Source organism: Psychrobacter sp. FDAARGOS_221, assembly GCF_002313155.2.
Lineage (GTDB): Bacteria > Pseudomonadota > Gammaproteobacteria > Pseudomonadales > Moraxellaceae > Psychrobacter.
In genome coordinates, this window is record NZ_NWFK02000001.1 from 1,613,729 (window position 1) to 1,633,731 (window position 20,003).

Genomic DNA, 20,003 nt, shown 5'->3' on the forward strand with positions numbered 1-20,003 from the left:
GTGGATTAACCCCATACTATAGTCACGCCTTTTCAATATTTAACCTGATATTCATCTAATCTGATAACCTCGCAACCTTAAGCTGACATTGTCTATGACCCTGAATAACCTGACCCATCACTTCTTAATTGCTGCGCCGAGCATGCCAGACGATCGCTTTGCACAAAGCCTGATCTATATCTGTCGCCATGACAAACATGGGGTGCTGGGCTTGATTGTTAATAAGCCGATACTAGATACAAAAGTGCCCAGTTTGCTAGAAGGCTTGGACATTGAAGTCGAAGACGACTCAGTGATGGAAGATGTTGCTTTAGAAGGCGGTCCTGTCTTTCCTGAGGTAGGCTTCGTGTTACACACTGGACAGCCGACTTGGGCGTCTTCTTTTGCTATCTCAGAAAACGTGTGTATCACCACCAGTAAAGACATTTTACATCGCATTGCTGAAGGCCAAGGGGTTGAGCACTACTACTTATGCCTAGGCCATGCCAGCTGGACCAAAGGTCAATTAGAACGAGAGATTTCTCAAGGGGATTGGTTGGTGTGTCCTGCAGACTTGTCATTGCTATTTGAAGCACCTTTTGAAGAGCGTTGGCATCTTGCTGCCAATAAAATCGGGGTTGATTTTAACTTTCTAAGCGATGATATTGGTCACGCCTAATAAGAAGCCATGCCTAATAGGAAATAACGGATAGCGACTATGTCAGACAGCAGTATCTCAAACAGCACGACGCCTAATAACAATACTGTCTCAGGTCACAGTACTTCTCCAGACAACGCAACCTTAAGCGCTGAGATTGAAATCAAACCTGCCAACCCTCAGACCATTCTGGGTCTAGATTATGGGGTAAAAAAGATGGGCATGTCGCTGGGCAACACCCTGACTCATGACGCCCGTCCGTTTGACATCTTAGCCATGAATAACGGTCAGCCTGCGGATTGGGACAATCTTCTGGGCATCATCAGTACTTGGCAAATAGGCACGGTCATTGTCGGCTTACCGCTGAATATGGATGGCAGCCGCTCGATGCTTGCGAAGCGAGCGCATAAGTTTGCCCGCCGTCTGGCGCACCGATTGATGGAGCAGCGTATCCATGTACCTGTTCAGCTTTATGATGAGCGTCTGTCATCTGTAGAAGCACGTGAGATGGCATGGGATTTGGGCTTAATCAACAATGAGCGTGACCCCATCGATGACATTGCTGCTTGTTTGTTATTACAAAGTTATCTACGCCATCCAGAACACGCGCAAGACATTGCCACTTACAAAGAGTCCTAAGCTATGAGCACACCCAGCGGTCAGCCACACCCTACCTCAGCGGTAAACAATCACGCTACTAATGGTGAGAAAAAACATGCCATCGCAGGTTTTCCTTTGGCAGCAATAGATATCTTACGACAGGCACAAAAGCTGAATCGGCTGACCATCGGCAGTATTGTATTGGCCATCTTCGCGTTTGTGGTTTTTGGCACCTTAGCCAGCCTTGAGATGTTTCATGGCAGCCAGCAGCTGTACTTATTGTTTCACTACTTGCCTTATGTATTGGTCGCCCTCACTATTCCACTGACGCTGTACCAAGCATTTTTGGTCTATCGTTATCGCTTAAGCCAGCCCTCGATGCTGGTGACCAGTGTTGGCGGTGCCAGCTTGCTGCTAATTGTTTGCTTGCTGTTTTCACTGTCGGACTGGTTGTGGCTGGCGATGGCGGCATGGATTGGCGTGGCTTATTGGTTTCAGGCAACCTTTAAACGCTTTTTTAAATTTATCAATGACCAACAGCAAGCAGCGTCTCATCCGACAGACACAGCAACCGATACTAGCGACCAAGCCACTGGCCAATAACATCTATCAAACAGACTAAACGGCAGTGGTTACAACCAACACTGTACTCAAAAATAGCAACTGGGGACTTGATTATGACACAGGCGAATAACGCAGCAGATCAGCACATCGAACATCACCTTGATACTCAAGGCCTTATCTGCCCAGAACCGGTGATGCTGTTGCACCGTGCGATTCGTAAGGCAGACGGCGGCGAGTATATTGAAATATTAGCGACTGATCCTGCCACTACCCGAGATATCCCAAATTTTTGTCGTCATCTTGGTCATACTTTGGTTGAAAAGTCAGAACAAGACAATCCCAATGGCCGCAGTGACAATCATACCGATACGCTATATCGCTATGTGGTACAAAAAAAGCAGGGCTAATGCATTGTTTAAACCTAGCGAGTGAGATAGGTTGCCTCTAGCAGTTACTTTTCATTAACAACACTCTATTATCCGCCTACAAATAAGGCTATTGGCTGTGATAGCATGGGTTTAGTTGATAAGTCACACTCTCCGTGACTTTGTTCAATAAAACCACAGCTATCAATAAAACAGCAGCTATAAAAAATAAAACCATAGCCAAGATCTAAGGATAAGACATGAGTAACAACCGTAACCGCGACCTAGCCCCTACCCCTTACACCGATTTTGATTTGCAATTTATTGCCGGTGACTGGGTAAAAGGTAAAGACGACAGCGTCAATACCGACACCAACCCTTACACCGGTGAGACCTTAGTTGAGATTCAACAGGCCACCAAAGACCAACTAAACGAGGCTTTTTTAGCCGCTGAGCAAGCACAAAAGCAGTGGGCACAAACCTTGCCTGCCGAGCGCACTGCGCTGCTGCACAAAGTCATTAAATTGATGGATGAGCGCCGTGAAGAGATTCTAGATTGGCTGGTGAAAGAATCTGGCAGTACCCGCATTAAAGCCGGTATTGAGCTCAGCGTCGCACGCACTGTCACCATTGAAGCAGCAAGCTACATTCACCGCGCTCATGGTGAAATCCGCCCGAGCAACACACCTGGCAAACAAAACTACGTGCTGCGTGAGCCCATCGGTGTTATCGCTCTAATTAGTCCTTGGAACTTCCCACTACATTTAACTCAGCGCTCACTTGCGCCAGCCATTGCCTTGGGTAATGCGGTGGTGTTAAAGCCTGCCAGCGATACGCCAGTAACCGGCGCGCTGCTGTTGGCCAAACTGTTTGAAGAAGCTGGTTTACCAAAAGGCGTATTGAACGTGGTTGTCGGTGCTGGTAGTGAAATTGGCGATGCCATTGTTACCCATGACGTGCCAGGATTGGTGTCTTTCACAGGCTCTACCCCTGTCGGCAAACACATTGGCGAGCTTGCCTTTAGCGGTCAATATATTAAAGATGTGGCATTAGAGTTGGGCGGTAATAATCCGTTTGTGGTGCTAAAAGATGCCGACATCGATCAAGCGGTTAATGCCGCGGTATTTGGTAAATTCTTGCACCAAGGCCAAATCTGTATGGCTATCAACCGTATTATCGTTGAAGACAGTATCCACGATAGCTTTGTTGAGAAGTTCAAAGCCAAAGTACAGACCCTAAAAGTGGGCGACCCCAATGACAACGATACCTTTGTCGGTCCTATTATCAATTCAGATCAAATCCAGTCTTTAAAAGATAAGATAGCTACCGCTGAGCAACAAGGCGCCAATCTTATCTTAGAAGGCAAAATCGACGGTCAACTGCTGCATCCTTATATCTACACTGAGGTTACACCAGAGATGGATCTGTTCCGTAATGAGATATTTGGGCCAATCGCTGCTATTGTCAAAGCCAAAGATGAAGCGCATGCGTTACAGCTGGCAAACGACACCGAGTTTGGCTTATCAAGCGCCGTATTTACCGGTGATATGCAGCGCGGTATGAACTTTGCCAAACAAATGCAGGCAGGTATGACCCATATCAATGATATGCCGGTTAATGACGAAAGCATGGTGCCTTTTGGTGGAGTGAAAAACTCAGGCATTGGCCGCTTTAACAGTGATCAACTGTTAGAAGAGTTTACTCGAACCCACTGGGTATCTTTCCAAAACGAGCCGCGCAATTACGGTATTTAGAAGCAGGTTAGATTAAACCTTAATACTCGATAAAAAGAGGTCAATTTGATGATGTGGCCTCTTTTTTATGGGCTATAGTTTAAGGCTACAGTGAACTAAATATATGGCTACGATAAGACAATAAATGACACTGGCTACTGCCAATAGTATTAGAAAATTCAATACGGTAGCTGTCTTAAGCTGGCTTGACTATAAACCGCTCACCGTACCTATCATTCACTTTTGTGCTATATTCTATGACCTGTTAATGTTTACCTGTAAAATGATTTTGAGAGTGTCCCATGAGTCGTGATCGCGCCATACAACCCAGACAACCCAAAGCGCTTGCTGTCGATGACGAGCCGGCTTATATCACTGAGTTTCGTCAGGCCATGTTGGCGCGTGGTTTATCTACCCGCACCCGTAATGCCTACGTGCGTGATCTTAAGCTGTGCGAGACGACCAATACCAAAGCCCTAACCGTATGGACTGAGATGGACGTGATGCAGTGCTTGGTCACGCTGAATCAACAAGGTAAAACCCCACGTACTCAAGCGCGTATGCTGTCAAGCTTGCGTCAGTTTTACCTGTGGATGGTCGGCAATGAGCGCCGTGACGATAATCCTTGTGAACGAATTAAGACGCCTAAAATTGGCCGCTCTTTGCCCAAAGATTTGTCCGAATCTGATGTCGAAAACCTACTCTCAGCACCAGATACCAGCACAGCGTTGGGTCTGCGCGACAAGGCCATGCTTGAGGTGTTGTATGCTTGTGGACTGCGGGTGAGTGAGCTGATGGAGCTATCGCTGGAGCAGGTCAATTTAAATGCCGGCTGGCTACAAATCACAGGTAAAGGCAATAAAACTCGCTTGGTTCCCTTGGGGGAATACGCCAGTGAGGCTTTGGAAGACTATATGACCCATGCCCGAGGTGAACTGGTCGCACATTTAAAGTCTGGTAACTGCCAAGCGGTGTTTTTGACTGCTCAAGGCGGCTATATGACGCGGCAAAACTTTTGGTATATGATCAAAAAGTACGCCAAACAAGCCGGTATCGAAGACAGTCTATCGCCACACAGCTTGCGCCATGCTTTTGCGACTCATTTGTTAAATCATGGTGCCGACCTACGCAGCGTGCAGCTGTTACTCGGTCACAGCGATCTATCTACTACTCAGATTTATACCCATGTCGCTACCGCTCGCCTGCAACAGCTACACGAAGCGCATCATCCGCGTGGTTAGGTTAACTGCCTAACCATGTTTTCAGTATTTGAAACTGCTTCGAGTTATCAACTTTGAAGCTATAACCGTTAGCCCATTGCAAAACCTCAATATTGCCAAAAATACGATGTAATAATTGTTCTGCGTTATCGGGTTGACCTTCTAAATATATATTCAAGTACTTTTCACGCACTAAAATAGCTACTTTATCAAAACCATCGATGTTTTTTCGGAATCCAATGAATCGTCTTCTAGAAGGGTCACCCTCTTTTGTCTCTAGACAGTATTGCAGTGCTTCCGCGGCAAAAGGATACGCCAGCTTAGGTAGCACATCATCCCAGGTTATTAACGATTTATCACTGTTTAAAGCTTTTAGACCTCGTTTCTCATAGACATCTTCCAGCTCCTTGAGAGGCAGTCTTTGCTCAAAGTTTACAAAGGTATCATCTTCTAACTTATAGAGAGAAACAGAAAAAGCCGTAATATCCATTCCATACTGATTCGCTAACCAATCTGCGGTAATGATAACCTCAGGGTCATAACGCTCGGAGATAAGAATAATTTTAACGGTGCTATTTAGTGGGTTATTGTTGATTAAATCCACCAGCTCTTCTGAGTCAGAAATCGTAGCGTGCTGAATTTGACTGATTAGCTTTTCTCTATCCCATGTCGCTACCATTGCCGCATAGCTCAGTGACTGTAAAAGCTGTAACTTATCTTTGTCACGCTTCAGCTCGATAACAATGATGGAACTATCATCACTATCAAAAGCGAGTAAATCGATAGAGTTTTGTACAGAATGATGAGGCGTTATCTCCTGACCGACCAAATAAGCATCAGGAATGTTCAAACTGTGTTTAATTTGCTCCCACGAGCTAACTATCGCTGACTGAAAGTCGTAACGCTCTAGTATGTGCTCTTGTTTGAAGTTCCCTTGTGTTAACGGCTCAAACTTCTTATTTTTTAGGTCAAATTTAAGCATAACAATTCACTCTTAACGTCACTGTTAACGCTTCACCAACTCATACACTACAAACTTCGCTGTGGTCTCAAAGTGTTGAGTATCGGTAGAGGCCAATAATGCTTCACGCTTCTCTGCTTTGGCACGATACGAATAGGGCGTCATAGTCAATAAATCAGACAATGCCTGCTTATCTAATGACAGCGGTGCTTGTATTTGATGGGTGTTGATCAGCTTAAATAACGGCGCTAGCTCATCCAAGAACTTATCCGAGTCATGCTGACGCACTTCATCAAACAATGCCTCACGCATACTTTGCAGATGACCCGCATCCGGTTTGGCAATAATCAATCGCCCGCCTACCCTCAATACTCGTGCAAACTCGTCAGGCAATATGGGACTAAAAATACTACTGATAGCGTCCAAACTGTTATCCGTTAATGGCAGGTGCGAGGCACTGGCCACCATCGGATATACCGCAGTACTACCCTCTGAATTATCCTGATACCAAAGCTGATGCTGCTGCTTGGCGGTTCGTGCTAATAGCGCCACTGCTGGCTTACTGATATCCAGTGCAATCAGTGCCGACTTTGGCTGATGTTGATTGCTCAGTGCTTGTGCCATGGCGCTGGTGTAATACCCTTCACCACAGCCGACATCGAGCCAAGTCTGGCTACTTAATGTCTGGTTATTTGATTGGGTAGATTCTGCTGAACCTTCTGTTTTTTGATTAACCAAATGAGCAATCAATTGCTGTAATGGTTGATAAAAACCTTGGCTTAAAAAACGATGTCGCGCCTCTATCGACTGCTGACTGTCACCGGGATCTTTTGATTTTTTGTTTTGTACCGGCAATAAATTAACGTAGCCTTGACGCGCCACATCAAACGGATGACGCGTGCCTTTATCATTTAAGCTGCCGTCACATTGCCAGGTTTTGGCATCTGCGTGTAATGGTGATTGACAATATGGGCAAACAAACGAAGATAATGACATCTGACTAGACTGAGGCGCATTCATAGTGGACTACTTAACAAAAAATGACAGGTATATTTTGACGAGGGTATTTTAGCGACAAGGCTGTGAACTAGAGTATCAATATAACAAATAAACACCAGCCGTTAGTGCCAATGTGACAAGATTTCGTTGATATAGTGCTTATTAAACGCAATAAAATCTCTGTTCTCTAAAGGTTGGCCTTGATTGCCTTGCATACTATCTGATGCTTGAGTTTGCGACAGCTTTAACAGCGCTTGCATCTCGCTATCCTCTGACTCGGCGCTGCTTTGATACACATACTGAGCATTTTGCTGTTTAAAATGGGTCAGCAAGGCATCAATCTGCTGCTGTAGCTCAGCGCGCTGCCCATCTGAGGTCGTACTATCGAAAAACACACGCTGCATATCACTTAAAGTGGTTTCTTCTAGGCGCTTTAAGATAACCTCATGGCTTGATGCCTGAATCTCATCAGGCTGCTGCGCAATCAGCCAACGTAATAGAATCTTAAGCTCCATCACACTGTTTCTAAACTGCTTTTCAATCGGCTGACCCACTTGTGAGAACTCGGCCATTTGTTTTTCTAAAATGGTCTTATTGAGCTCATTAACTTGGGTTAAATTAAGCAGTAATAAGTCATCAACGCGCGCTTCATGTTGCTCAACGAACAGTGCTTGCGCCGTGGTATTGACTTGCCCATCTTTGACAAACTGACTGGCCAATTCATCAAGGCGCACTAAGGTATTTTGGGTTAGATCTTTGAGTAACTCATCCACTCGAGTCGCCAAATAAGGATGTGCTTGCTGCAAATAACTTAAGTGACTATGTAATTGATTCGCGGCTTCGATTAGCTGATGTAAATGTTCAGTAGCGGGCTTTGATAACAACACAGCCAAATGCGTTGCATGACGACTTATGTCCAGTGGTAGCTCATAGTTAACTTGACTAGCCTCTTTTTTAGCATCAATATCCGACTCTGCTGTCGCTGCTTTTTCTGCACTGGCCTTTGACACCACCTGAACCGATATCGCTTGCGGCGCCTGTGTTTCGTGTTGATGTTGCGCATTTTGTTTTGCACTATCTGCTAAGGCAGGCGCGCGACTGTCAGCGATCTGTTGGGCATGACGTTTGATCTGTTTGTTTGACAGTTGCCACATCCAAAAAGCAACCAATAAACCATTCATCGCAAACGCGCTATACAAACCACCAAAGAATAAGCAGATGATGGAAAATAGAATCAAAGCTTGGCTGTTATTTTTTAGCTTAGCGGCATGCTGCTTGTAATTAAAGGCATCACTTATCATATAACTGCCATAAAGCAGCGTAACCAGATAGACGATACCCACAATGATGACAGACCAAAAAGACGCATTTAAGACCAAAGATGCTCCCAGATTGATGGCGACAATAGACAATCCATCCTTTAGGTTTTTTGGTTGGGTAATGAGCTTGCCATGTGGGTTTTTATATCGGGTCGGAGTCAACAATCGATCCGCTGACCCAAAGTTGAGAGCAACTGCCTTGTTTGTGGTACCACTGAGCATCCAAAAGGTTAATGCATGCTCGTTGTTTCCAGTAAACACCAAGCTTTGATTCTCATCTAACGTCCCGAATGCCTTTAGGCGTTGCTGTTGCCACCACTGCAACTGATCATCAAGCTGCTTTATGTCATGGGTTTCAAAATAAGCCAGCAACGCCTCTTCATTTAATAACAGCTGATAATAAGGCTGAAACTCATCCAAATAATAAAAACCATTAACCGCAACATGATTGGCAATCTGCTTTAACTCATAAGCGACTTGTACATTAGCACCAGTGCCAGTGACATAAGAGTCAGGCTCAATCTGTGTCACTTCAGTCGAGGTGTCTTTAGGCTTAGAAAAGGTGCTGATAAAAGCCTTGTAGGAGTCTATCGGAGAGGAGGGTTTTTGGACGTTCCGGCAAAGCGCCAGTTTTTGTAAAAAAAGAGAGGTGTTATATTTGCTAAGCGCATAGTAAATGGCTTGAGTGAGATCGTATAAGCGCCGTTTTTGCATCGGCATTGTGGTGTCATCCTGAAACACCACATAGAACTCTGGCAGTACCACAGTAAGCAGGTCATTGAGCAGATATTGCCAGCAGACAATGCTATTTAAATCTTTGTCGATACGCTGATTGTTGGCAACATTACTTTGCAGCTGCACCACCGTTTTGGCAACCTGTGTCAGCAACACATTGTAGGCAACGACTTGCCTGTCAGTGACGATATCTGACCCCGATAAATTGGTTGGCTGTGTCGACACATTGTCAGATATCATATTAAATTAACGCTGTTAAAAGCTCGCTTCGAATGACGCATTAGAGCCGCTATAACGTAACTTTGCTATTAACGTAACTTTAATGTCATCAGGCCCAGTACTACTAATAAGATAGCGATAATCCAGAAACGCACCACGACCTGAGTTTCTTTCCAGCCCAGCTCTTCAAAGTGATGATGTAGTGGGGCCATTAAGAAAATACGCTTTCTACGCAGCTTGTATGAGCCAACCTGTAGCATCACCGATACCGCTTCTGCCACAAACAAACCGCCCATAATCGCAAACGCAATTTCTTGGCGGGTCATCACTGCGATTGTACCGAGCATAGCACCTAATGCCAATGCACCCACGTCGCCCATAAATACCTGCGCTGGATGCGCGTTGTACCATAAGAACCCTAAACCTGCGCCAATCATAGCGGCACAAACAATGGTCACTTCTGAGTTATAAGCGATATAAGGTACGTGCAGGTAGTCGGCAAAACGCGCATCGCCAGATACGTAAGCAAACACGCCAAGTCCGGCCGCCACAAACACAACAGGCAAGATGGCCAGACCATCTAGTCCGTCGGTTAGGTTGACCGCGTTAGATGAGCCATTAATCACAAAGTAAGTGAAGATAATGAATGCCAGACCCAAAGGAACGGCTGAGAAAGGAATAGATAGGTTTTTGAATACCGGAATCAGCAAGTCGATCATCTCGCGCGAGCTGGTCGGGTCAGGCTGCTGACTGGCAATGTAGTATAACGAGGTCCCAACGAACAGCGCACCCATAGACAACCAGAAGTACTTCTTACGTGCAATCAAGCCTTTGGGGTCTTTGTATTTAATCTTCAGCCAGTCATCAGCCCAGCCCACGCCACCGAAGATGACCATCACCACCATTAAGATCCAGACATAAGGGTTGGATAGATTAGCCCAGCACAGTGTCGCAAAGCCAATAGAGGTTAAGATTAATACCCCGCCCATGGTTGGGGTTCCGGTTTTTGCCAAATGGGTTTTTGGACCATCATCACGCACTGCCTGATCGTATTTCACACTGCGTAAATAGGCAATGGTGCGTGGTCCTAATAATAAACTAAATGTAAGTGAGGTGATGACCGTCAGTAACGCCCGTAACGTTAGCGATGATACCGCCGAAAACGGTGAATAGAATTGACTCAATACACTGTCAAATAACCAATATAACACCGCTTACTCCTCAATTGTTTACTATAAATTTGGTCTAACTCTAAAAATATTTAAAGACGATCTGTTTGAAATTTGGCAAATTATCGCAAAAAACGCACAGAAAATCAGGTTTGAAAAATCTTTTCACCAAAAATGCACAGTTAACCTCTTGTACGTTTCCGATTATCTGCTACTAATCTCTGTGCTTAATCATTATTTTGCAGCGATAAGATCGTCAATCAGTGTTTCCATCGTGGCACTGCGTGAGCCTTTAAATAATAAGCTACAGTGCTGCTGCTGTTGTTCATACTGCTGTAGTTGCTGACTTAATACCGCCAACAAGTCAGCCTTAGTGGCGAATGCTTGTGCTTGATCATGCGACATGCCAGCCGCTTGCGCGCCTGCAATGGTATGTGGTGCAAACTCACCAACGCACAGTAAGACATTAATGTTCTTAGTCGCAATGGCTTCGCCCAATTTACGATGCTCATCAGCAGCGGCATCGCCGAGCTCACCGATATCACCGAGCACCAAAATCTTGGCACCGGTCTGCGCCGCTAGTACATCAGCAGCGGCTCGCATCGAATTAGGGTTGGCATTATAAGTGTCATCGATGATTTGATGTTGACCGAACTGTTGCCTGCCCAGTCGACCTTTGGTTGATTGTGCCTGCCCTAGCCCACGCGCAATATGCTCTGGAGCGACACCAAGCGCATAAGCACAAGCGGCGGTTGCCAGTGCATTACTGACGTTATGTTGACCTGCCATCGGTAACATTACTGGTAAAGTGATAGCAGCGGTTGTTGCTGTGGCGGCAAAGTTTAAGATAAATTCACTTTGCAGTGCGCCGGTTGTTACCTCAGTGGCGTACACTTCAGGTATGTTGTTAGTCTCAGACTGTAGCTGTTGCCAACCAAAATGCAGTATCTGGTCAGTGTATTGCTGTGCCGCTGTGGTTAATTGCTCATTATAATCATCATCGGCAGGTACCACTGCTGTACCTGCTTGCGTTAACGACTGATAAATCTCTGCTTTGGTCTTAGCAATGTTGTCTCTACCGCCAAACTCACCCAAGTGCGCAGTACCTATGTTTAAGATACAGGCCACATCTGGCTTCACCATCGCTGCGGTATATTCAATCTCGCCGACATGATTGGCGCCTAACTCAAGTACCGCATATTGATGCTGATTTTCTAATTCAAGCAGCATCATGGGTACGCCAAAGTCGTTGTTTAAATTACCACGGGTAATCAGCGTGGAGTGACCTTCGGCCTTGGCAGAACTTTGACTGGTATCAGACTCTACAGCGACAAAGATACTGCGTAGCATCTCTTTCACTGTGGTTTTACCGCTAGAGCCAGTAATGGCTATCACTTTTAAATTACTGTGCTGTTGACGACGATAGGCGGCAATTTGACCGAACGCTAAGCGCGTATCAGAAACTTGTAATTGCGGCACATTAACCTTGTCATTAACGCTACTGACAATAGCCGCAACTGCGCCCTTCTCCACGGCGGCTTCCACAAACTGATGGCCATCAAAGTTTTCACCGACAATGGCTAGGAAGATATCACCCGCCTCAATTTTACGGGTATCAGTGATAATGCGAGTCGCTTGTATATGGTTGTCATCATTGCTATCAGCAAGATGATGCCATTGACCGTTCACCGCCTGCGTTGCTGCGACTAAGTTATCTACTTGCCAAACGTATAAGCCACTTTGGGCGTCTGTTGTTGCCATCTTTTATTCCACTCAGTTAAATTATCCTTGATGCGCCTCAATCAACGCCTCTTGCAGTATTAAGCGATCATCGAAATCATAACGCACGCCTTTAATTTCTTGATAGGTCTCATGACCTTTACCGGCGATGACCACGATGTCTTGCGCGCCAGCTTGCTGTACCACGTAGTTAATAGCCTGTTTGCGATCAGCGATCACTGTGGTTTTTTGATGCTGCGCCTCAGTCATACCTTGCTGCATATCTTCTAAAATCAATACCGGATCTTCACTACGTGGATTGTCTGAAGTCAGTACGACTTGGTCAGCGACGCTAAGTCCGGCTTGTGCCATCAACGGACGTTTGCCTTTATCGCGATCACCACCACAGCCAAATACCGCCCACAGTTTGCCTTCACAATGTGACTTTAAGCTGGTCAATACTTGAGTCAGCGCATCTGGAGTATGGGCATAATCGACAATAAACACCCCTTGATCATCATTGGCGGACTCAGCACGCTGCATACGACCGCTGGCACCTTGCAACTGCTTAACCAGCGCTGGCATGGCGTCCAAAGGTACGCCTAACGCCATTGCTCCAGCCACAGCCGCCAACACATTGGCGACATTAAAGCGCCCTAATAACGGGCTATGTAGTTTGATACTGTCAGTGGCAATAGAGTTTGAATCGACAGTTAGCTCAATCTCAACACCGGTTAAACTTGGAGAGATACTTGATGCCACAAACAGAGCATCAACACCGTCAATATTGACCGACACTTCTGGATTGAGGCTATAAAGCCAAACTTTCACCCCTGAATCAATAGCGGTCTTCGCCATCATTGGCGCAAAGTCATCGTCGATATTAATAATGGCATGGGTCAATTGAGGGAAATAAGCTTTATCAAATAAGCGGGCCTTAGCACGTGCGTAATCTTGCATATCAGGGTGATAATCCAGATGATCACGACTTAAGTTACTATAGACAGCAACCTTGACAGGCACCCCTTGCAGACGCTGCTGATCTAAGCCATGCGAGCTGGCCTCTAGCGCCAATACATCGACGCCCTCTTGCTGCATCTGTCTTAAAAAGCGCTGAACCGCCAATGCATCCCCTGTGGTATGACTGGCTTGAACCAGACTACCGAGACGGCCATTACCCGCAGTGCCCATCACCGCGCTATCTGCCAATTCAGGCAGCGCTGATAAATGACACAGTTGTGCTATCAGCTGACTGATAGTGGTTTTACCATTGGTTCCGGTAACGGCGATGACTTGTGGTAATTGCTGCAGTAAGTCTTGAGTACTTTGTATCTGACTCAGAGTAGATGAAGGTAACAGGCTAAGCTGGATTAACGTGCCTAATACGTCACGAATATTGGGTACATATAATAAAGGACAGCCAATATCTTGCTCAGACAGTTGCAAATCAGCAGGATCAATTTCACTGATAATACATGCCGCTTGCTGGGCGGCAGCTTGGGCATACTGCTGACTTTTTTCAATCGGCTGGGTATGGCTTTTTAGCAGTACAAATATATCTTTGGTCGCAGCGTCTGTCGTTAATTGACGGCTGTCTAACACAAATTGAGAAACAGGCAGTTGCAACAATGCACCCTGCTCGGTAGAGACAGCCTGTTCGGCGTCTTGCAGCATATGTTGCAGGGTGTTTTTGTGATGGGGTAATACCTGTTGGGCGGTGGTTAGCAGCTGCTGTAGGGTCAGCGCACTGACTGTTGTATTCTCTTGCGCTGTGTTGTTTGACGGGGTATCAGAGTGAGAAGTATGTGTTGTCATGCGACTGACCTTATGGTTATGAAAGTCAGCTGACGACATCGACGCTGACTTGATGTGTTATAGACGGCTTGTACGAATTATTTAGCGACTACTTTGTTAGCGGCTACTTTGTTAGCCATTACTTTGTTAGCGATTACTTTGACGTTAATGGCTTGTCTAATGGCACATTATACAGACGCAACGCTTCTTGCATCACGCTTTTGAATACAGGCGCCGCCACGATACCAGCATAATGAGCCTTGCGTGGATCTTCTACCAAAATAACCGCTGCCAAACGTGGATTCGACGCTGGAGCAACACCAGCAAACACCGTACGATACTGATCGGTATAGTAACCGCCATCTGGATTAACGCGGCGTGATGTCCCTGTTTTACCGGCAATACGATAGCCATCAATTGCGGCTGCAGTACCGGTACCGCCCGGCTGAGTCACTGTTTCCATCATTTTGACCACGGCCATCGCATTTTTCTCATCGATAATGCGTTTGCCTTCAACCTTTTTGTCCTGCTTAATCAAGGTTAATGGATGCAGCACACCGCCTGAGCCTAATGCAGCATAGGCCTGGGTAATTTGAGCCAAGGTGACTTGTAAGCCATAACCATAACTGACTGTCGCACGGCGTGAGGTTTCATTTTCTTTTGGCGTGGGCACAATACCCGCCTGCTCGCCTGGGAACTCTAGTGCTGTTTTTGAGCCAAAGCCAAAGCTTTTTTGCATATTGGTAATGGCATCAGGTGGTAATGACAACGCAATCTTGGTTGACGCCACGTTACTCGATTTTTGAATCAACTTGCTCATGTTAATAGAGCCTAAGTTGCTGTGGTCGCGAATGGTATAGCCTTTGACTCGAATCGAGCCTGGGCTGGTATTAATCAATGAATTTTCGGTATATTTACCGGACTCTAAGGCAGTGGCCACTGTGAATGGCTTCATTACCGAACCTGGCTCAAACACGTCTAATAGTGCACGGTTACGCTGGTTGTTACCGGTCATTTCATTGAGGTTGTTATTATTAAAGGCTGGCCAAGTCGACAATGCCAATACTTCACCAGTATGCACATCAACGACCATACCGGTCGACCAACGCGCTTCTTGCACACGTCCGACGCGCTCAAGCTCTTTGTATAACAAATACTGCAAACGTGAGTCGATAGACAGCACCACATCTTCACCAGGGACGACTGGTTTAATCTGTTCTAGCTCTTCGATGCTGTGCTGATAGCGGTCTTTTAACACCCGCACCTTGCCATCTTCACCTGCCAGCTTGACTTGATATTGACGCTCAATACCGGCACGACCTTCGTAACCACTGTTTGGATCATTGGCGTTGTAGCCCATAAAGCCTAACAGTTGTGCGCTAGGCTGTGGCTGTGGGTAGTAACGGCGGAACTCTTGCTTTTCATGAACCCCAGGGAAATTTAACGCCATCACCGCATCGGCAATCTCTGGCGTGACTTTATTTAATAGAGGCAAATAATGTGAGCCTGACCCTGACGGCAGTACTTTCTTAACCGCGTCGTCATCAGTCACATCGACGGTATGATCAAGGGCAACCGCTTGCTGTAGGCGATCAAGTGACACACCTGAAACGTTCGATAACTGTGCCAGATCCATTTGATCCAGCTTATCCTGCAAGCGCTTAGTGGCTTCAGGATCATCACTATTTCGTCTCAGTCGTTTTTGCAAATCATAATATGCCAGCGCATAGTCATAAGGACTGAAGGTAACACTAGCCAGAGGCGCACTCACCGCCAACGGCTGATGATTACGGTCGGTAATCATTCCGCGATAAGAGCGCTGAATACGCTCACTGGTAATAATCTCATCACCTTTGGCAATCAGCTCATCGGCATTGATCACCTGTAGATAAAAAGCACGGCAAACCAATGCCAAAAAGAGCATGCAAGCGATGGCCCACATCAACTTAAAGCGTGATAAATCGGTCTCAGCACTACCTCGACTATAGGCACCAACGCCTGTCGATTTAAATATCTGGAAACGTTTGCCTTTACGATGTTTAACACTGGTATAGACTTGGTCGTTTTCCGCCTTCTTCCAAAACTTAAGTTTTGCCAACCCTTGCTTATTGCTTTGGGGGTTAGACTTGCTGGTTTTACTGCGCTTTGAAGCGGTCTTTTTGCTATTGGCCGATGATTTTGACGCCGACTTTTTTGGTGGCACTAAAGGCTCTGTCACCTTGCCATGCATTGGTTTATTGGCGGCTGTCTTTTTTGTTTGACGGCTTTTTTTGTTGGCTGAATCAGAAGGCTTCTTACTCATCTTCGCCTCCTTGATTTCGGGTTACCTGAGTAGAGGGGTTTTGATTGTTCTGGGTTTGGCTATTTTGATTTTGAGTCGCTGGATTGACATCAGTATTAAGATGATCACCGGCGCTGGCTGCCATCGGCTGTAATATCAGCTTATCTGCTGTCGATGGCGAATACATGCCCAGCTGAGTCACCGCACGGCTAGCAATTTGAGGGGTGGCACTAAAAGTCTGCTGCTCAATGACCAAACGCTGATTTTCAATCTGAAGATTGCGATAGTCGACTTTCATTTTTTGCAATGCCATATAATCTTCATGATACTGCTGCACCTGCTCTGCTGTCAGCACTGCAGAACATATAATACCAACAGACAATAGCAACATAATCGCCGCATACAGACGATTAATATTATAACGCTTACTGAGCATCTCACTGACTTCTATGGAGACGCTATCTATTGGATTTGAGACGTGAGATCTTTTGTTTGCCATAAGTGACTGTTATCGTGACCGTTAAAGGTCTGTAAAAGGGTAAAATATCTAACTAAGCACGCATCAACAATCAGCTGCTGAACGCTTGCACATCGCTGTTAGCGGTGCTGCTGGATAGTGTCGGTATTATATGGGGTATCGGTGCGGGTTGCTACTCTTAACCACGCACTTCTTGAGCGATTATTGCCCTGTACTTCCGCTTTGCTCGGCGCGATACGTTTTGGCTTACTAAAATAGCGTGGACGCACAGGCGGCATAGGTAAGTCTTGATCTTCAGGATACTGTCCACGACTGTGACGCTGCAAAAATTGCTTAATACGACGGTCTTCTAATGAGTGGAAGCTAATCACCGCCAGCTGCCCTTGTGGCGCAAGCAGAGTCAGGCTTTGCTGTAAGAAGCTATCGATATCGCCCAGCTCATTGTTAATAAAAATTCGCATTGCTTGGAAGCTTTGAGTGGCCGGATGTTTACCTTTTTGCCACTTAGGGTGTGCCTGTTTAATTACTTCTGCCAATTCTAAAGTAGAAGTATAACGCGGCATCTGCTTAATGGCACGGGCAATTCGGCGGCTGTGACGCTCTTCACCAAAGTCATACAAAACATTGGCTAAGGTCTCTTCATCAACCGTCTCTAGCCATTCACCGACCGACTGACCGCGACTGGTATCCATACGCATATCAATCGCGCCATCACGCATGAAGCTAAAGCCACGACTGCCATCATCAAGCTGCGGTGAAGAAACGCCCAAATCTGCCATAATACCATCGACTTGAGTAACGCCCTTCTCCGCCAAGCATTGGGTCATATTAGCGAAGCTGTCATGGATCACTTGCAGTCGCTTATCGTCTGCAGCCATGGCATTAGCTACTTCAATGGCCTCAGGGTCTTTATCAAACACAAACAGCGTGGCATCATCACTTAATTGCTCAAGCAGCAGCTTGCTATGTCCGCCGCGACCAAAAGTGGCATCGACATAAATACCTGAATGGTTATCTGACGAAGCGCTGCCTGATGGCTTAGCGTCCTGATTTTTGTTATTGCTATCAGCCTCTGCTAATGACTTTTTGCCCAGCACAGCGGCCACGGTTTCATACAACAATACCGTGTCATGGCTAAAGGTTGGTTTTGCAGCGGATTTTGCACCAGCATTTGCATCAGGGCTTACATCAGGAACAGGGACATCAGTCACAGTAAATAGACTCTCTTATTAATATAAACAGGCTGTAAAATAGAATTGAAAAATAGCGTAAAACCAGCATCGAAAAGTATCAGAATAACCAATCATGGTACAGTCAATGTGCACCACAAAAAGCGCATAATAAATCTATGCCAGACCTCATTATCGCAAGCCACAGCCACTTGTCAAGATAATACCATTTTTCGCTATAAATTGAGTGATTAACCACACAAAAAGCATTCAAAAAACATCAACTCAGCAGACTATTTAATACTTTAAGTCAGTTAATGTGCACATCAAGTCAGTCAATCGGTACACCAAGCCCGTCAATGATAAACAAAAATCCATCACAGCCAGTGCTACTCGATTTATGAGGGCTCACTCAAACCTGCTATAATAACCGCCACATATTGCTTAATCATTGCCTAATATAAGAGAAATATTATGACTCAAACTGCAACCAATCGTCCTGTACGTACCCGTATTGCACCGTCTCCAACCGGTTTCCCGCATGTCGGCACTGCCTATATTGCATTATTTAACCTTGCGTTTGCCAAAGCCAATGGCGGCGAGTTTATCTTACGTATCGAAGACACTGACCAAACCCGCTCAACTGAGCAGTCAGAGCAGATGATTTTAGATGCGCTGCGTTGGGTTGGTCTTGACTGGGCAGAGGGTCCTGATGTTGGCGGCCCACACGCGCCATATCGTCAAAGTGAGCGCAGTGAGATTTATAAACAACACGCGCAACAACTGCTAGATAAAGGTCATGCGTTCCGCTGCTTTGCGACCGCTGAAGAGCTAGACGAGATGCGTAAAGAGCAAATAGCACGTGGTGAGAACCCACACTATGATGGCCGTTATGCTGACCTACCGCGTGAAGAGTCAGACAAATTGGCAGCAGAAGGCAAGCCATTTGTGATTCGTATGAAAGTGCCGACTGAAGGTACCTGCAAAATCCAAGACATGCTACGTGGCGAGATCGAGATTCCTTGGGAACAGGTCGATATGCAAGTGCTGTTAAAAACTGACGGCCTACCGACTTATCACTTAGCCAACGTGGTTGATGACCACTTAATGCAAATCACCCATGTTATCCGTGGTGAAGAGTGGATCAACTCAGCGCCGAAACATCAGCTGTTATATGAGTATTTTGGTTGGGAAATGCCAGTACTGTGCCACATGCCACTACTGCGCAACCCGGACAAATCAAAGCTGTCTAAGCGTAAAAACCCAACCTCTATCACCTACTATCGTGATGCCGGCGTATTACCTGAAGCCTTGCTGAACTACTTAGGTCGTATGGGCTATTCAATGCCTGATGAGCAAGAGAAGTTTACTTTAGAACAAATGGTTGAAAGCTTTGACATTACGCGTGTCTCGCTAGGCGGTCCAATTTTTGATATCGAAAAATTATACTGGCTCAATGGCGAATGGTTACGTGACTTATCACCTGAACAGTTAAGAGACAAAATCCTAGCATGGGCCAATGATTCAGAGAAGTTAACGGCCATTGCTGCTGCAATTCAGCCACGTATTCACCTGCTATCTGACGCAGTGAACTGGGGCGGCTTTTACTTCCAGAATATGCCAGACATCAAAACCGAAGACTTCGAGCACAAGTCGCTAACTGCTGAGCAAATCATTGAGATTCTACAATTTGCTACTTGGAAGCTTGAGACCTTACCAGAGTGGACCGAAGAGAACATCTTCGCGACTTTAAAAGGCTTAAGTGGCGCACTGGATATCAAATTGCGTGACATGATGGCGCCGTTCTTCATTGCCATTGCGGGTAGCACCTCATCAACGCCTGTGATGAATTCGATGTATATCATTGGTGCGGACATGACTTTAAACCGCTTACGTCATGCCATCGAGGTATTGGGCGGCTTAGGTAAGAAAAAGTTGAAGAAACTTGAGAAAACCGCTGCCGATATGCCAGACTTTTTAGCAGCTGAATAGAACTTAATTAATGATTTTTGTACAACAAAGCTGAGTATCACACTCAGCT

Annotated in this window: 16 protein-coding genes; 7 read left to right on the forward strand and 9 right to left on the reverse strand. The window is 45.9% G+C overall.

Features of this window, described 5'->3' with window-relative positions; all coding sequences use genetic code 11:
- The first annotated feature begins 94 nt into the window (after window positions 1-94).
- The 6 genes from A6J60_RS06725 (at window position 95) to xerD (ending at window position 5,140) form a co-directional block, all read left to right on the forward strand.
- Window positions 95-658 carry a YqgE/AlgH family protein gene (locus tag A6J60_RS06725; RefSeq protein ID WP_096065297.1) on the forward strand — a complete coding sequence of 188 codons (564 nt, stop codon included), beginning with the start codon at window positions 95-97 and terminating at the stop codon, window positions 656-658.
- A gap of 39 nt (window positions 659-697) precedes the next feature.
- On the forward strand, window positions 698-1,276 hold the full coding sequence (gene ruvX / locus A6J60_RS06730; RefSeq protein ID WP_227526085.1) for a Holliday junction resolvase RuvX: 579 nt from the start codon (window positions 698-700) through the stop codon (window positions 1,274-1,276).
- Between the two features lie 3 nt (window positions 1,277-1,279).
- Window positions 1,280-1,840 (forward strand): hypothetical protein, encoded by a 561-nt coding sequence (locus A6J60_RS06735; RefSeq protein WP_096065298.1) that lies wholly within the window; start codon window positions 1,280-1,282, stop codon window positions 1,838-1,840.
- A 74-nt stretch (window positions 1,841-1,914) separates the two neighbouring features.
- Window positions 1,915-2,208: a sulfurtransferase TusA gene (gene tusA, locus A6J60_RS06740; protein ID WP_096065299.1), complete on the forward strand. Its 294-nt coding sequence runs from the start codon at window positions 1,915-1,917 to the stop codon at window positions 2,206-2,208.
- A gap of 218 nt (window positions 2,209-2,426) precedes the next feature.
- Window positions 2,427-3,920: an aldehyde dehydrogenase family protein gene (locus A6J60_RS06745; RefSeq protein ID WP_096065300.1), complete on the forward strand. Its 1,494-nt coding sequence runs from the start codon at window positions 2,427-2,429 to the stop codon at window positions 3,918-3,920.
- Between the two features lie 281 nt (window positions 3,921-4,201).
- Complete coding sequence (xerD, locus tag A6J60_RS06750; protein ID WP_096065301.1) at window positions 4,202-5,140, forward strand: site-specific tyrosine recombinase XerD; 939 nt, start codon at window positions 4,202-4,204, stop codon at window positions 5,138-5,140.
- Window position 5,141: 1 nt separating this feature from the next.
- On the opposite strand, the gene A6J60_RS06755 is transcribed toward xerD, so the two are convergent.
- The 9 genes from A6J60_RS06755 to rsmH all read right to left on the reverse strand — a co-directional run bounded on the left by A6J60_RS06755 (window position 5,142) and on the right by rsmH (window position 18,004).
- Window positions 5,142-6,101, reverse strand: coding sequence for a hypothetical protein (locus A6J60_RS06755; RefSeq protein ID WP_096065302.1), 960 nt, complete (start codon window positions 6,099-6,101; stop codon window positions 5,142-5,144).
- Between the two features lie 24 nt (window positions 6,102-6,125).
- Complete coding sequence (locus A6J60_RS06760) at window positions 6,126-7,100, reverse strand: putative RNA methyltransferase (protein ID WP_227526086.1); 975 nt, start codon at window positions 7,098-7,100, stop codon at window positions 6,126-6,128.
- Between the two features lie 101 nt (window positions 7,101-7,201).
- Window positions 7,202-9,373 carry a hypothetical protein gene (locus A6J60_RS06765; RefSeq protein ID WP_096065303.1) on the reverse strand — a complete coding sequence of 724 codons (2,172 nt, stop codon included), beginning with the start codon at window positions 9,371-9,373 and terminating at the stop codon, window positions 7,202-7,204.
- 68 nt (window positions 9,374-9,441) lie between these two features.
- The gene (mraY, locus tag A6J60_RS06770) at window positions 9,442-10,563 is read right to left on the reverse strand and encodes a phospho-N-acetylmuramoyl-pentapeptide-transferase (protein WP_096065304.1); all 1,122 of its coding nucleotides are present in this window, start codon (window positions 10,561-10,563) and stop codon (window positions 9,442-9,444) included.
- 192 nt (window positions 10,564-10,755) lie between these two features.
- Window positions 10,756-12,282 (reverse strand): UDP-N-acetylmuramoyl-tripeptide--D-alanyl-D-alanine ligase, encoded by a 1,527-nt coding sequence (locus A6J60_RS06775; RefSeq protein ID WP_096065305.1) that lies wholly within the window; start codon window positions 12,280-12,282, stop codon window positions 10,756-10,758.
- 21 nt (window positions 12,283-12,303) lie between these two features.
- A complete protein-coding gene (locus tag A6J60_RS06780) occupies window positions 12,304-14,055 on the reverse strand; it encodes a UDP-N-acetylmuramoyl-L-alanyl-D-glutamate--2,6-diaminopimelate ligase (protein WP_096065306.1) in 1,752 nt (583 codons plus the stop codon).
- 133 nt (window positions 14,056-14,188) lie between these two features.
- Window positions 14,189-16,336 (reverse strand): peptidoglycan D,D-transpeptidase FtsI family protein, encoded by a 2,148-nt coding sequence (locus A6J60_RS06785; protein WP_096065307.1) that lies wholly within the window; start codon window positions 16,334-16,336, stop codon window positions 14,189-14,191.
- On the reverse strand, window positions 16,329-16,814 hold the full coding sequence (locus tag A6J60_RS06790; RefSeq protein ID WP_096065308.1) for a cell division protein FtsL: 486 nt from the start codon (window positions 16,812-16,814) through the stop codon (window positions 16,329-16,331). Before A6J60_RS06790 ends, A6J60_RS06785 begins: the two co-directional genes overlap by 8 nt.
- 98 nt (window positions 16,815-16,912) lie before the next feature.
- Window positions 16,913-18,004, reverse strand: a complete 1,092-nt coding sequence (gene rsmH, locus A6J60_RS06795) for a 16S rRNA (cytosine(1402)-N(4))-methyltransferase RsmH (RefSeq protein ID WP_096065309.1) — start codon at window positions 18,002-18,004, stop codon at window positions 16,913-16,915.
- A 432-nt stretch (window positions 18,005-18,436) separates the two neighbouring features.
- Between rsmH and gltX the strand changes: the two genes are divergently transcribed.
- The gene (gltX, locus tag A6J60_RS06800; protein WP_096065310.1) at window positions 18,437-19,954 is read left to right on the forward strand and encodes a glutamate--tRNA ligase; all 1,518 of its coding nucleotides are present in this window, start codon (window positions 18,437-18,439) and stop codon (window positions 19,952-19,954) included.
- Window positions 19,955-20,003: the final 49 nt, after the last annotated feature.